The following is a 13,758-nucleotide window of genomic DNA, read 5'->3' as shown; positions in this document are numbered from 1 at the left end:
CCGCCCCGGATCCGCTCCTTCCGCCGGCGGAAGTCGGCGGGAGCGAGGCACGGGGGGCCCGGGGGAACGACCGAACGGGGGTCCAACGGGGGAAACGGGGGAAAACGGGGGAGCACGAGAAGGCGCCGGTTCGAGGTGGCCCGCGGGGGACGCGGCCACAGCGGACCGGCGCTTTCGTGTGTCTACGCGCGCGTACCGCCGGTTCAGCCCCGGCCGCTCACCCGTCCCTGCAACAGCCGTGACAGCGCCGAGTGCACATCGTCCAGGGAGCGCTCCGCCTGGAACGCCTTCCAGTCCAGGGCCGCCACCAGCACCATGCCGACCAGGGCGGACGCGGTCAGGGAGACATCGATCGCCTCGTGGAACTCGCCGTTCTCGATGCCCTCGCGCAGCACGCCCTCGACGACCGCCACCGCCTGCTGCCGGACCACCAGCAGCGTGGACTGCCAGGCCCGGTTGGTGCGCCAGAGCTCGGCCACGTACAGCTGGGTGAAGGCCGGATAGCGGTCGATGAAGACCAGGCCCGCCCGGATCATCGCGTCCAGGGCGTCTGTCTTGCTGCCGCCCTCCGTCTCGGTCCGCTCCGCCGCTTCCTTCAGTGAGGCGGTCAGGAGTCCCACGCCGTGCCGCAGCAGCTCCTCGAAGAGGACGGACTTGCTCGCGAAGTTGTAGTAGACCGTGCCCTTCGCCACCCCGGCCCGCTCGGCGATCTCGTCGACCGTCGTGGCGGAGAAGCCCTGCTCCGCGATGAGCGTGACGGCCGCCTCGTAGAGCTTCTGCCGGGTGGCCTCGCGGCGCGTGCTGCCGCTGCTGCTTTCCATGGTCCCGATTCTCACAGCAACCGGGGACCCGGCGGTCGTCGAGGTCACAGGCTCAGCTCCGGGTGCAGCCGGTCGAGCGTCCACACCTGGCGGCGGCGGGCCGACAGCGCGGTGAGCGCGAGCGCGCCCGCGGTGAAGGCGACGAGCACCACGCACGCGTGCCAGACCGGACCGAGACCCCCGCCCGTGATGAGCCTGCGGAGCGCCTCGACGACATAGCTCATCGGCAGGAAGGGGTGGAGCGCGTTGAAGAAACCAGGACTGGTCTGCACGGGGTACGTGCCGCCCGCGGACGTCAACTGGAGCATCAGGAAGGCGAGGACGAGGATCCGGCCCGCCGCCCCGAAGCGTGCGTTCAGCCATTGCACGATCGCCGCGAAGCACGCCGTCACCAGGAACAGGAAGCCCACCGTGCCGGCCGCCCGCACCATCTGGAGGCCGATCGCCCAGTGCAGCACCGACATCAGGGCCACCGTCTGGAGCACCCCGACCGCCACCACCGGCAGCCAGCCCGCCAGCGCGATCCGCCAGGCGGGGGCGCCCGCGGCGAGTGCGCGCCGGTTCATCGGGGCGACCAGCATGTACGCCACCATCGCCCCCACCCACAGGGACAGCGGGATGAAGTACGGGGCGAACCCGGTGCCGTAGTTGGGCGCCTTGTGCAGGTCTTTGGAGACCAGCTGGACGGGGTCGGCCATGACCTCGGTCCGCTCGTCACGGTCCTGCTTGTCGTAGTCGGGGATCTGGTCGGCGCCGTCGTGCAGTCCGTCCGAGAGCTTCCCGGAGCCGTCGACGAGCTTGTACATGCCGCCGTTGAGATCGTCGGCGCCGGTCTTGAGCTTGCCGACCCCCTCGTCCAGGTCTCCGGCTCCCGTCTTGGCGGTACCGAGCCCCGTGTGCAGCTTCTCGGCGCCCGCGGCGACCTTTCCCGCGCCCTTGTTCAACTCGTTGACCTTGGAGACGGCGTCGGCGAGGTCCTCGGAGAGGTGCGGTGCCCGGTCGGCGAGTGCCTGGGCCTGCTTCTGGAGGGTCGCCAGGTTCTTGTCGAGCTTCTTCAGGTCGCCGTCCTGGTCGCCCACGAGGGTGTTGAGGTCGTCGGCGATGGTCGCCACGTCGGCGGCCGCGTCCTTGGCCTTCTCCAGGTCGGCGCAGGCCGCGTCGGGCAACAGGGCCTTCTCGCAGCGCGCCCTGTAGACGCTGTCCAGCGTGTCGGAGGCCGTGCGGGCGCCCTCGGCGGCGACGGGGGCCGTCGTCACCAGGGTGTCCAGGTGCTTGCGGATCGCCTTGCTGGAGTCCGCGACGAGCTGGGCGGTGTCACCGATCGTCTTCTCGTTGTCCGCCAGGAACGGACCCGCCTTCTCCGCGACCCCGTTGACCTTGTCGGCGAGCGTCTGGGTGCCCTCCGCGACCTGCTGCGAGCCGTCCTCCAGGTCGCCCGCGCCCTTGGCGAGCTTCTTCAGCCCCTTGGCCAGGTCGCCGCTGCCGCTCTTGGCGTCCTTCAGCCCGTCGGCGAGGTCCTTGGACCCCTTCTCGGCCTTCCCGAGCCCGCCTTCGAGCTTGTCGGCGCCCTTGGCGGCCTTGACCGTCTCACCGTGGATGTCGGAGAACGAGATGAAGATCCGGTCCAGGAAGGACCGCGACGCCTTCGTGGACGCGGCCTGGCGCACCTCGCTGAAGACCGTGCGCGAGATCTGCCCGACGATGTAGTTGTTCGCGTCGTTGGTCCGCACCTGGAGCGCGCCCGTCTCGGGGGAGTCGCCCGCGCTGGACGCGATCCGCGTGCTGAAGTCTCGCGGCACGGTCAGCGACAGGTAGTACGTGCCGTCCTCCACGCCCGCGCGTGCCTCGTCGGCGCTCACCTCGTGCCACTCGAAGACGTCGCTGTCGTGCAGCCCCCGGGTGATGTCGTCGCCCGCCGCGAGCTTCTTCCCGTCGGCGGTCGCCCCCTTGTCGTCGTTCACGAGCGCCACGGGGATGCGGTCCAGGCGGCCGTACGGATCCCAGAACGACCACAGGTACAGGGCGCCGTACAGCAGGGGCAGCACCAGCAGCGCGACCAGTGCGGCCCGCGGCAGCTTCCCCCGTCCGAAGCGCCGGAGCTCAAGCGCGGCCAGTCGCGGCGAGCGCATCGGCGTCCTCCTTCTCCTCGTCGGCGCCCTGCGTGGACACCTTCACGGCGTCCTCGGGGGCCTCGCTGCACACCGCGACGACGGTCGTCCCCGCCTCGGCGATCGACCTCAACAGCGCCCAGATCTCGGCTCGTTCCGCGTCGGACAGCTTCAGATCGGTGTCGTCGACGCCGAGCAGCCGCGGCCGCCCGATCAGGGCGAGCGCGATGGACAGCCGCAGCGCCTCCATGCGCTCCAGATCGCGTACGGCGGTCCGCGAGCCCTTGGGCAGGGCCTCCCGGTCGAGCCCGGCGGCGGTCAGGGCGGTGTCGATCCGCAGCCTCGCCTCGTTCACGCGCTCGGCACGCGGCCGCAGCAGCCCGCGCAGCGAGTCGCCGAACCGGTGCTGCAACAGCGCCCGTTCGCGCAGGTGCTCCCCGACGGTCAGGGCCGGGTCGAGGTCGGTGAGACCGGCGACGTTGGCCACGGCACTGACGCGCCGCACCGCCCCGAGCTGCTTGGGCAGCCGGGCCCGGCCCACGGCCGCCGTCCCCTCGGACGCCTTCATCCGCCCGGTGAGCGCGAGCAGCAGACACGTGCGGCCCGACCCCGACGCCCCCTCGACGGCGATCAGCGCACCGGGCTCCGCGTCGAGTCCGATCCCGCGGAAAGCCCAGCCGCGCGGCCCCTTGAGCCCGAAGCCCTCGGCTGTGACGGCGACTCCGCCCACAGCCCACCCCCTGATGTCCAGAACTGCCGGAGTTTTTGAACTGACTGGTCAGTGCAAAAAGTAACCCGAACCTTCGATCGAAGCAAAAGCGCAGGTCAGAACGGATTGTCAGTGGCATACCTCACGATGGGCACATACGGCATCCCGTATCGGGACGTGCCGTCACACAGACGACAGGAGGTTCGTCATGGCCACCTACCACGCAGCAGCCGCCCGTCGGCGCCGCGCCACCGGCCCTGCCCCCTCACTGACCGGTCCGGCGAGCGACGTCCACCCCGTGCTCCGCAGGACCACGGCCCCGCCCGCCGCCCTCGACCTGCTCGCCCAGGCCCGTGCCGGACTCGACGAGGCCGCCGTCCTGGAGACACCGAACGAGCGCTATGCCACGGCCCACCTCGCCGCCCTGCGCACCGCCGCCGCCGTGCTCGCCGCGCGCGGTCGCCCGGAGCCCTCGCCCCGACGCCGGGCCAAGATCCGGAGCGCCTGGGAAGTGCTCCCCGAGATAGCGCCCGAGCTCGCCGAGTGGAGCGCGCTCTTCGCCGCCGGCGCCCGGCGCCGCGCCCGTGCCGAGGCCGGCATCCAGGGCGCGGCCAGCCGCCGGGACGCCGACGACCTCATACGCGACGTGGCGATGTTCCTGCGCCTCGTCGAACGCATGCTGGTCCTCCAGCCGGTCCTGCCCCAGCCCCGCCAGGACACGGACCAGCCGGAGCCCGACGACCACGACAGGAGCCGGGACATGCCGGACGCGGGCTGACCGCCGAGGCACGGCCCGCGTCGGCTCCGCCCGGGGTCCGCCGTGTGAGACGCGGAGCCGGGCAGCACCCCGTCATGACGGGGTGAGGCATCCGAGGCAATAGGGTGGAGGGCGCCTGAAGCCTTCCTGCTCCGGTACCCCGGGAGGGGAGGGCAGCCCGTTCGCTCCGCCGTGCAAGAGGCGGTGCCGCGTCGAGGAGTCAACTGCCGTGTCGGACCCGCTGCGACCCCGCGCCTCTCTCCGTACCGCCGTGGTCTGGGACGTCCTCCAGGACGCCCTCGAACGGCGGGTCAAGGCCACGGGCCGGGACGCCCTGGACGTCCTCGACACCGGTGGCGGCAGCGGCAACTTCGCCGTGCCCGTCGCCCGTCTCGGCCACCGGGTCACCGTCGTCGACCCCAGCCCCAACGCGCTGTTCGCCCTGGAGCGCCGCGCCGCCGAGGCCGGCGTCGCCGACCGGGTGCGTGGTGTCCAGGGCGACGCCCACGGCCTCTTCGACGTGGTCGAGCGCGGCGCCTACGACGCGGTGCTGTGCCACGGCGTCCTGGAGTACGTGGACGACGCGGCCGAGGGCGTCCGCAACGTGGTGGCCGCCCTGCGCTCCGAGGGCGTCCTCAGCCTGCTCGCCGCGGGCCTCGGCGGCGCCGTGCTCGCCCGTGCGCTCGCCGGCCACTTCAAGGAGGCCAAGCAGGCCCTTGAGGACCCGAACGGACGCTGGGGCGCCGGCGACCCCGTCCCGCGGCGCTTCACCGCCGAGCAGCTCACCGGACTGGTCGAGGGCGCGGGCCTCGCGGTCGGTGCCGTGCACGGTGTGCGGGTCTTCGCGGACCTGGTCCCCGGTGTGCTGGTCGACACCGAGCCCGGAGCCCTGGAAGCCCTGCTCAAGCTGGAGGAGGCGGCGGCCGAACTCCCCGCCTTCCACTCCGTGGCCACACAGCTTCACGTGCTCGGTGAGACGCGAGGGACCGTCGAGGCCTGAGGCAGCTCGCCTGGTGCAGCGCTGATCAGGGACTTGGGTGCAGATGGAGTACGCCACAGGCCCCCCGATCGGGCGCCCAGCGCCGTATGATCGAGGGAGACCGTCCGGCATGACGGGTCGGCCGCTGGGGAATGCAAGATCTAGCGGGCCGGGACGTTCATGGCGGAATCCCGGTTGGCCAATTGGCGTAGAGGGGCGGGTTTCACGGGGGCGATTCCCTGCCTATCCTGAAGGGACCCCCCGGGTCGCCCCGGCGACTGCACGATGAGGAGGACTCCGTGCCGCTCTCGGAGCACGAGCAGCGAATGCTCGAGCAAATGGAGCGAGCGCTGTACGCCGAAGATCCCAAGTTCGCGACAGCGCTTGAGGGAAGCGGGCTGCGCACGTACACCCGGCGACGGGTCTACCAGGCGGTCGCGGGCTTCCTCGTGGGTATCGCGCTCCTCATGGCAGGAATGGTCGCCAAGCAGGTCTGGCTCAGCGTGGTGGGCTTCCTCGTCATGCTGGGCTGTGCGGTACTCGCCGTGACCGGCTGGCGCAAGGCTCCCAAGCCGGGCGAACAGCCTGCGGCCGGTGCCCCGCACGCGCGCCGTCAGGCCAGGCAGAAGCGCTCCATGATGGACCGTATCGAGCAGCGCTGGCAGAAGCGCCGCGACGAGCAGGGCGGTCATTAGCTCGACCCATAGCTGATGCGTGAGGGGGTGACCGCCCGGGAGGCGGTCACCCCCTCACGCACGCCCTTTTGGCGGCGCCGATCTTCCCTTCGATGACCGCCCGACCAATGGCTGAGGCCCCGACCCGCTCGCACGGGTCGGGGCCTCAGCCGTCGGTCCGAGGACTCAGCCCTCCTGGCCCGACGGCTGCTTGCGCAGCGTCGGCCTGGCCGCCGCCGCACGGGCCGTCACACCGGTCCACCACTCCGAGGCCGCCCACACCACTCGTACGGTGGAACGCGGGGCGAACATCGCCCGCAGCTCCGTACGCCGGGTCACCGGCACGGCCAGTCCGGCGATCACCCGTCGGACGTCCTCCGCGAGCCCCGCCGTCGGGCGCGGCCGTGGCGCGTAGAGCACCTGCTCCACCGCGTCCGCCACCCGATGCACCGCGGCCGCGGCCGTCGGGTCGAGATGCCCCAGTCTGACGATCCGCGCCGCCGCCTTGCGCGGGGTCTGCGAGTCGTCCGGCAGGATCCCGAAGTCCCACGCCGTGTCGGTCAGTTCCAGCCAGACCGCCAGGGTGTGCAGCGCCGCGTCCGCCTCGCTGCGGCCGTGCGCCCCCAGCCGTAGCGCCCGGACGCGCCGGCGCCACAGCATCGGAGCCAGCGGGATCGCCACCGCGGCGAGCCCGCCGAGGACCCAGGCGAGCACGACGGTCCACTTCGGACCACCGCCGTCCGTGACCGGCAGGGCCGCGGCGGACTCGCTCGGGCACGCCTCCAGCTTCTTCTGCTCCGCCGAGCAGCTCTCGCTCGCCGAGGGGGCGGTGGAGGGCGCGGCGCTCGCCGACCGGGACGGGATGCCCGGGTCGGGCAGGCTGCTGTCCGGGCTGTCCGTCTGCGTGTACTCGGGCTGGGTGCCCCGGGTCGGAGTCGGCTCGAAGCGGGTCCAGCCCACGCCCTCGAAGTACAGCTCGGGCCAGGCGTGGGCGTCCCGCAGCCCCACCGTCACCGTGCCGTCGGCCTGCGGTGTACCCGGTGCGAAGCCCACCGCCACCCGGGCCGGGATGCCCAGGGTGCGGGCCATCGCCGCCATCGCGAAGGAGAAGTGGACGCAGAAGCCCTGCTTGTCCTTCAGGAACCGGGCGATCGCCTGGGAGCCGGAGCCGACCTGCACCTGGGTGTCGTACTGGAAACCGCCCGTCAGGGAGAAGTACTCCTGGAGCTTGACCGCCTGCTCGTAGTGGTTCGCCGAGCCCTGGGTGACCTCACGAGCCGTCTTGGCGACGACCGCCGGCAGCGAGTCCGGTACCTCGGTGTACTCACGCCTCAGGGCGGCCGGCGGCGCCGGAGCCGCCGCCAGCTGTTCCGCCGTCGGCTGCACGACAAGGCTCTTGACCTCGTACGACGCCCCGCCCGTGGTCTGGTCGTGGTCGCCGACGAGGGTCATGCCCTCGGGTTCGTAGCGCCAGTCCCCGTCGACCCGCACCGCGCTGGGCGGGTACGGCATCGGCAGCCAGTCCTGGCGGTAGTCCTTGGCGGCCGTGACACTGGTCGTGATCTCGGCGCGCCGGATGTCGGGGCCGAGGCCGATCGGGGTGGGCAACTGGTCCGGCACCTTCTCGATGCTGCGCCGGGACGGCTTCCAGGTCCGGCCGTCGAAGTCGTCCAGCGACACGATCCGCAGATAGAGGCTGCCCTGGTCCTCGGGATCGGTGCGCAGGGACAGGACCTGGCGGTCCTCGTCCACGTTGAGATTGTCGCGCAGGGACACCAGCGGGTTCACCGCGGAGATCGTGCCGCCGCTCCCGCTGCCGCCGCCCACACCCGCGCCGGTGCCGTCCAGGAGGCCGCCGTCCATCGCGGGCAGCGCGACCGGCACCACCAGGGCGAGCCCCAGCGCGACCGCACCGATGCGCCGGCCGGTGCGGACCGGCGCCACCACGCCGGGCTCCCCGCCCGGGGTGCGTGGCGCGCCGCCGAAGACCCGGCCCCACTGGGAGAGCCGGTCACGTCCCTCGGCCAGCAGCAGCATCAGATAGCCGGCCGCCGCGACCAGGAACCACAGCCAGTCGGCGCCGCCCTCGGACAGCCCCGCGGCGACGGAGTACAGCGCCAGCAGCGGCAGCCCGGCCGGGGCCGCGCTGCGGAAGGTCACCGCGAGGGTGTCCACCGCGAGACCGATGACCAGCACACCGCCGATGATCATCAGCCGGATGCCGTCGGATTCCAGCGGTGCCGGGATCGCGTACCGCTGGATGTCGTCGCCGCCCTGCTGGAGCAGATCGGCGAACCGCTGGAACGCCTCCGGACCCGGGACCAGCCCGGCGACCGCCTGCTCCCGGGTGAAGACCAGGGTCAGCATCATCAGCGTGACCAGGGCCTGTGCGGCCACGGTCAGCGGCCGGGCCAGCGGCACCCGCCGGGTCGCCGCGCCCACCAGCGCCTGGATGCCGAGCAGCAGGGCCGCCTGGAGGATCCACGAGGCCGGTTCCACCAGGGGCAGCAGGGCGCAGGACGCCATCAGGGTGGCCGCCCAGGCGCACAGCGCCAGTCGTGCCCGCCCGCTCATGCGCGTGCCCCCTCACTGCCCGGTCCGTTCGCCGCACCGATGCCGGTGCGCTCGCGGTCCGCCTGGCGCCACAACTCGGTCAAGGAGGCGCCGCGCGGCACGCTCAGCGCCGTCCAGCCCGCCTCACGCAGCATCCGCAACCGCTCCTCGCTCCTGTCCAACGGCCCGGCCACACCGGTCGGTTCCCGCCCCCAGCCGCCGCTGTCCAGCAGGAAGGCGACCGCGCCGCCACTGCGCTGACGCATCTTGGCGGCGACCGCGGCCTGCTCCTCGTCGAGGTCGCCGAAGAAGGCGATCAGCAGCCCCTCGTTGCCCCCGCGCAGCAGGTCGTACGCCCGGGACAGACCCGTGCCGTCGGAGTGGTCGATCACCGCGAGGGTGTCCATCATCAGCCCGGCCGCGTCCGCCGACTCCTGGTTCGCCCCGGCGAAGCCGTCCGCGCCCTCGCCGGGCACCGAACTTCCGGTGTCCGTCAACAGCCGCACGGAGAAGCCCCGTTCGAGCATGTGCACCAGCGCCGACGCGGTGCCCGACACAGCCCACTCGAAGGCCGAGTCGGGGCCCGCGCCACGGAAGGCGAGACCCCGGGTGTCCAGCAGCACCGTGCAGCGGGAGCGCTGCGGCTGCTCCTCGCGGCGCACCATCAGCTCGCCGTAGCGCGCGGTGGAACGCCAGTGCACCCGGCGCAGGTCGTCGCCGTAGCGGTACCCGCGCGGGATGACGTCGTCCTCGCCGGCCAGGGCGAGCGAACGCTGCCGCCCGTCGCCGTACCCCTTCGCCTCACCGGCGAAGCGCACCGGGGGCAGCGGCTCCACGCGCGGGATCACCGTCAGGGTGTCGTACGAGGAGAAGGACCGGGTCAGCTCGCACATGCCGAACGGGTCGGTCAGGCGCAGCTGGAGCGGACCCAGCGGATAGCGGCCGCGCAGGTCGGAGCGGACGCGGTAGGACACCTCGCGACGGCCGCCCGCCTCCACCCGGTCCAGCACGAAGCGGGGACGCGGGCCGAGCACGTACGGCACCCGGTCCTGGAGCATCAGCAGACCGGTGGGCAGCCGCGAGACGTTGTCCATCCGCAGATGGACCCGGGCCTCGCTGCCCGAGGGCACGCGCGCGGGGGAGAGCCGGCGGCTGCCGGCCACCCGGTAGCGGGTGCGGTAGAGCACGGTCGCGCAGACCAGCGGCAGCAGCGCGAGGAGCAGGCCGACCCGGAGCAGATCGCTCTGCCCCAGGACGTACGCGCAGATGGCGGCGGCGATCCCGGCGGCCAGGAACGAGCGGCCGCGGGTCGTCAGACCGGCCAGCGCGGTGCGCACCCCACCCTTGTCGCCCCGGTCGGCCTCGCTGTGGCCCGGCCCGGCGGCGGTGGTCATCACAGCCTCCGCGGCGGCTGCTGGCCGTACGCCTGCGTGCCGTGCCCGAGCCCGACGCCGCCCTGCTGCTGGGGCACCGGGGTGCGCTGCAGGATCTCCTGCACGACCTGCTCCGCCGTACGCCGGTTGAGCTGGGCCTGGGCGGTGGGCAGCAGCCGGTGGGCCAGGACGGCCACGGCGAGCGCCTGGATGTCGTCCGGCAGCGCGTACTCCCGGCCGCTCAGGGCCGCGGACGCCTTCGCCGCGCGCAGCAGATGCAGCGTCGCGCGCGGGGAGGCGCCGAGTCTGAGGTCGGGGTGGGTGCGCGTGGCGGCGACCAGCTCCACCGCGTACCGCCGGACGGTGTCGGCCACGTGGACGCCGCGGACGGCGTCCACCAGCTTCACGATGTCGTGCGCGTGCGCCACCGGCTGGAGGTCGTCCAGGGGGTTCACCCCGCCGTGGATGTCGAGCATCTGGAGCTCGGCCTCCGCGCTGGGGTAGCCGATGGAGACACGCGCCATGAAGCGGTCGCGCTGGGCCTCCGGCAGCGGGTAGGTGCCCTCCATCTCGACCGGGTTCTGCGTCGCCACCACCATGAAGGGGCTCGGCAGCTCGTACGTCTGCCCGTCGATGGTGACCTGCCGCTCCTCCATGGACTCCAGGAGCGCGGACTGGGTCTTCGGCGAGGCGCGGTTGATCTCGTCGCCGATCACGATCTGCGCGAAGATCGCACCCGGCTTGAACTCGAAGTCCCGGCGCTGCTGATCCCAGATGGACACACCCGTGATGTCCGAGGGCAGCAGGTCGGGCGTGAACTGGATTCGCCGCACCGAGCAGTCGATGGACCGCGCCAGTGCCTTCGCGAGCATGGTCTTGCCGACGCCCGGCACATCCTCGATCAGAAGATGCCCCTCGGCGAGCAGTACGGTCAGCGAAAGCCGTACGACCTCGGGCTTGCCCTCGATCACACCCTCTACCGAACTGCGGACACGCTCCACAGTGGCAGTCAGATCTGTGAGGCTCGCTCGATCGTCATAGGTCGTCACCCGGCCCTCCTCGGCCCGTTCTTTCTCCGGGCCGACGCTCTGCGTTGCGGACCGGCCCACCCCGAATCACGGACACCGCCCGGAAAAGGTTCCGCGCGACGTCCATCCCCGCATTCTTGCTGCCGTTACCGATTCGTGTCACTCGCCTGTGGACAACTGCCTGCGATATGTCAGGGCTTGCGGCCTTTTGGGCACCCCTGAGCCGGAAATCAACAGGAGAACGACAGCTTCGGAGCGGGTCAGGAGGGGTCGATCTCGCGCAGCAGGCCCGTCTTCACGTCGAAGACGAAGCCACGGATGTCGTCGGTGTGCAGCAGGAACGGCGAGGTGCGCACCCGCTGCATGGACTGCCGTACGTCCTGGTCGACGTCCCGGAAGGACTCCACGGCCCAGGCCGGGCGCTGGCCGACCTCCATCTCCAGGTCGGTGCGGAAGTCCTCGGTGATCTGCTCCAGGCCGCAGCCGGTGTGGTGGATGAGGACGACGCTGCGGGTGCCGAGCTTGCGCTGGCTGATGGTGAGCGAGCGGATCACGTCGTCGGTGACCACGCCGCCCGCGTTGCGGATGGTGTGGCAGTCGCCGAGCTCCAGACCGAGCGCCTTGTGCAGGTCGAGGCGGGCGTCCATGCAGGCCACCACGGCCACGTGCAGGACGGGACGGGCGTCCATGCCGGGGTCGGTGAAGGCGGAGGCATACCGTTCGTTCGCCTCGACGAGACGGTCGGTGACGGTGTCGCCCGGTATGGCGCCTTCGGTTGCGGTGGCAGCGGATGCAGAAGTCGTCATAGCCACGACGGTACTGGTCACAGCCGTTCCGGTCCTGTCGTGAGATGGGAAAAAGAGCGCCATCACGTCCTTCGTGTGAGGTAACCCACAGTGCGCGGTATGCGGCCGAGCGGGTGATTTCCGATGGTCCGCCGCTCCGTCCGGAGCCGGGCCGCGACGCGCAGGCCGGTTGATTGACCGCGAGTCACCGTGGACTAAAGTGACGCGAAGCGGGAGGCGAGGTCTCCCTGCTGGACTGAATTCCCCCGGAGAAACCGGCCAGGTCGCCGGATCTCCCCACGTGCGCGGCGCGCACGTACGGCTCGGCCTCCTCCCGCTCCCGGCCGGCTGACGCTTCCGGCGCCGGCAGGCCTCCCCTTCACGAGCGGGCGGGGACCCGGCGGTGCGTACCGCCCCGCCGGATCTGAGAGGGCCCCTTGAGCCAGAGTCGACACGTCCCGGTGATGCTCCAGCGGTGCCTGGACATGTTGGCCCCCGCCCTCCAGGCCCCCGGAGCGGTCGTCGTCGACTGCACACTCGGCCTCGGAGGCCACAGCGAGGCCCTCCTCCAGCAGTTCCCCGAGGCCCGGCTCGTCGCCCTCGACCGCGACAAGGAGGCCCTGCGCCTGTCCGGTGAGCGCCTCGCGCCGTACGGGGAGCGCGCCACCCTCGTCCACGCGGTCTACGACGAACTCCCGGAGGTCCTCCAAAGGCTCGGCACGCCGCGCGTGCAGGGCGTCCTCTTCGACCTCGGCGTCTCCTCCATGCAGCTCGACGAGGCCGACCGCGGCTTCGCCTACGCCCAGGACGCCCCGCTCGACATGCGCATGGACCAGACGACCGGCGTCAGCGCCGCCGAGGTCCTCAACACCTACCCGGCCGGCGAACTCGTCCGGATCCTGCGGGCGTACGGCGAGGAGAAGCAGGCCAAGCGGATCGTGTCCGCGATCGTGCGCGAGCGCGACAAGGAGCCGTTCTCCCACAGCGCGCGCCTCGTCGAGCTGATCCGGGACTCCCTGCCGCAGGCCGCCAAGCGCACCGGCGGCAACCCGGCCAAGCGCACCTTCCAGGCGCTGCGCATCGAGGTCAACGGTGAACTGGCCGTCCTGGAGCGGGCGATCCCGGCCGCCGTGCAGGCCCTCGCGGTCGGCGGGCGGATCGCCGTCCTGTCGTACCACTCGCTCGAGGACCGCCTGGTCAAGCAGGTGTTCGCGGCCGGTGCCGCCACCACCGCGCCCCCCGGGCTGCCGGTCGTGCCCGAGCAGTACCAGCCGCGGCTCAAGCTGCTCACGCGCGGTGCCGAACTTCCCACGGAGGAAGAGGTCGCCGAGAACCGGCGGGCGGCTCCCGCGCGGTTGCGTGGCGCCGAGCGCATCAGGGAGGCGCTGGAATGACGGACACGAGGGGGCTGGGGCGCGTGAGCGAGTGGGAAAACCGGACTCACTGGAGGCGCAGTGAGTAGGAAACCCGAACTCAAGGGCCGGGCCGCCCGTCTGGCGCGGCTCTTCCCGACCACGGGGGGCCGGGGACAGGCCGCCCGCGCCCCGTTCGTACTCCTCGTCGTCCTGCTGCTCGGCGGCGGTCTCATCGGGCTCCTGGTGCTGAACTCCGCGCTCTCCGAAGGGTCGTTCAAACTCGACGACCTTCAGAAGGAGACCAAGAGCCTCACCGACCAGGAGCAGGCCCTCCAGCGGGACATCGACTCCTACTCCGCCCCGGACGCCCTCCAGCGCCGCGCCCGTGAGCTGGGCATGGTCCCCGGCGGCGACCCCGCCTTCCTGGGCCCGGACGGCACCGTCAAGGGCGTCCCGGGCGCCGCGCCCGAGCAGTCCTCGGCCCAGGTCGTACAGCCGCCCGAGGCGATCGTCCCGCCGGCCGTCATGTCGGCGCCCCCTTCGCCGCAGGCCACCCCCGTGCCCACCCCCTCCACCACCCCGTCCTCCCCGACCCCGACCCCCGGCAGGTGACGGA

The 13,758-nt window shown here is 72.1% G+C and carries 12 protein-coding genes; 5 read left to right on the top strand and 7 right to left on the bottom strand.

Annotation, left to right across the window (positions count from 1 at the left end):
* Positions 1-203: 203 nt before the first annotated feature.
* Genes ACFY0U_RS17555 through ACFY0U_RS17545 form a run of 3 tightly spaced genes read right to left on the bottom strand, consistent with a single transcriptional unit; the run spans position 204 to position 3,659 of the window.
* Positions 204-821 carry a TetR/AcrR family transcriptional regulator gene (locus tag ACFY0U_RS17555; RefSeq protein WP_388636143.1) on the bottom strand — a complete coding sequence of 206 codons (618 nt, stop codon included), beginning with the start codon at positions 819-821 and terminating at the stop codon, positions 204-206.
* A gap of 44 nt (positions 822-865) precedes the next feature.
* The gene (locus ACFY0U_RS17550) at positions 866-2,950 is read right to left on the bottom strand and encodes a YhgE/Pip family protein (RefSeq protein WP_388636141.1); all 2,085 of its coding nucleotides are present in this window, start codon (positions 2,948-2,950) and stop codon (positions 866-868) included.
* A complete protein-coding gene (locus ACFY0U_RS17545) occupies positions 2,922-3,659 on the bottom strand; it encodes an ATP-binding cassette domain-containing protein (protein ID WP_388636139.1) in 738 nt (245 codons plus the stop codon). Before ACFY0U_RS17545 ends, ACFY0U_RS17550 begins: the two co-directional genes overlap by 29 nt.
* Positions 3,660-3,846: 187 nt before the next feature.
* Between ACFY0U_RS17545 and ACFY0U_RS17540 the strand changes: the two genes are divergently transcribed.
* The 3 genes from ACFY0U_RS17540 to ACFY0U_RS17530 all read left to right on the top strand — a co-directional run bounded on the left by ACFY0U_RS17540 (position 3,847) and on the right by ACFY0U_RS17530 (position 6,069).
* Complete coding sequence (locus tag ACFY0U_RS17540; protein ID WP_388636137.1) at positions 3,847-4,416, top strand: SAV_6107 family HEPN domain-containing protein; 570 nt, start codon at positions 3,847-3,849, stop codon at positions 4,414-4,416.
* A 208-nt stretch (positions 4,417-4,624) separates the two neighbouring features.
* Positions 4,625-5,395 (top strand): methyltransferase, encoded by a 771-nt coding sequence (locus tag ACFY0U_RS17535; RefSeq protein WP_388636135.1) that lies wholly within the window; start codon positions 4,625-4,627, stop codon positions 5,393-5,395.
* Positions 5,396-5,673: 278 nt separating this feature from the next.
* Positions 5,674-6,069: a DUF3040 domain-containing protein gene (locus tag ACFY0U_RS17530; RefSeq protein ID WP_171144436.1), complete on the top strand. Its 396-nt coding sequence runs from the start codon at positions 5,674-5,676 to the stop codon at positions 6,067-6,069.
* Positions 6,070-6,234: 165 nt separating this feature from the next.
* On the opposite strand, the gene ACFY0U_RS17525 is transcribed toward ACFY0U_RS17530, so the two are convergent.
* The 4 genes from ACFY0U_RS17525 to ACFY0U_RS17510 all read right to left on the bottom strand — a co-directional run bounded on the left by ACFY0U_RS17525 (position 6,235) and on the right by ACFY0U_RS17510 (position 11,871).
* Positions 6,235-8,622, bottom strand: a complete 2,388-nt coding sequence (locus tag ACFY0U_RS17525; protein ID WP_388636133.1) for a DUF3488 and DUF4129 domain-containing transglutaminase family protein — start codon at positions 8,620-8,622, stop codon at positions 6,235-6,237.
* Positions 8,619-9,995 (bottom strand): DUF58 domain-containing protein, encoded by a 1,377-nt coding sequence (locus ACFY0U_RS17520; RefSeq protein ID WP_388636131.1) that lies wholly within the window; start codon positions 9,993-9,995, stop codon positions 8,619-8,621. Before ACFY0U_RS17520 ends, ACFY0U_RS17525 begins: the two co-directional genes overlap by 4 nt.
* Positions 9,995-11,023: an AAA family ATPase gene (locus ACFY0U_RS17515; RefSeq protein ID WP_388636129.1), complete on the bottom strand. Its 1,029-nt coding sequence runs from the start codon at positions 11,021-11,023 to the stop codon at positions 9,995-9,997. The genes ACFY0U_RS17520 and ACFY0U_RS17515 overlap by 1 nt, the downstream gene beginning before the upstream one ends.
* Before the next feature lie 239 nt (positions 11,024-11,262).
* The gene (locus ACFY0U_RS17510; RefSeq protein WP_388636127.1) at positions 11,263-11,871 is read right to left on the bottom strand and encodes a beta-class carbonic anhydrase; all 609 of its coding nucleotides are present in this window, start codon (positions 11,869-11,871) and stop codon (positions 11,263-11,265) included.
* 353 nt (positions 11,872-12,224) lie between these two features.
* Between ACFY0U_RS17510 and rsmH the strand changes: the two genes are divergently transcribed.
* Entirely contained in the window at positions 12,225-13,181 is a 957-nt protein-coding gene (gene rsmH, locus ACFY0U_RS17505; protein WP_388636125.1) for a 16S rRNA (cytosine(1402)-N(4))-methyltransferase RsmH, read from the top strand.
* Between the two features lie 60 nt (positions 13,182-13,241).
* Positions 13,242-13,754 (top strand): septum formation initiator family protein, encoded by a 513-nt coding sequence (locus ACFY0U_RS17500; RefSeq protein WP_388636123.1) that lies wholly within the window; start codon positions 13,242-13,244, stop codon positions 13,752-13,754.
* Positions 13,755-13,758 lie beyond the last annotated feature (4 nt).

This window comes from Streptomyces sp. NPDC001536, assembly GCF_042894505.1.
Lineage (GTDB): Bacteria > Actinomycetota > Actinomycetes > Streptomycetales > Streptomycetaceae > Streptomyces.
Note: the sequence above shows the minus strand (reverse complement) of the source record. Positions and strands in the feature narration are given on the sequence as shown.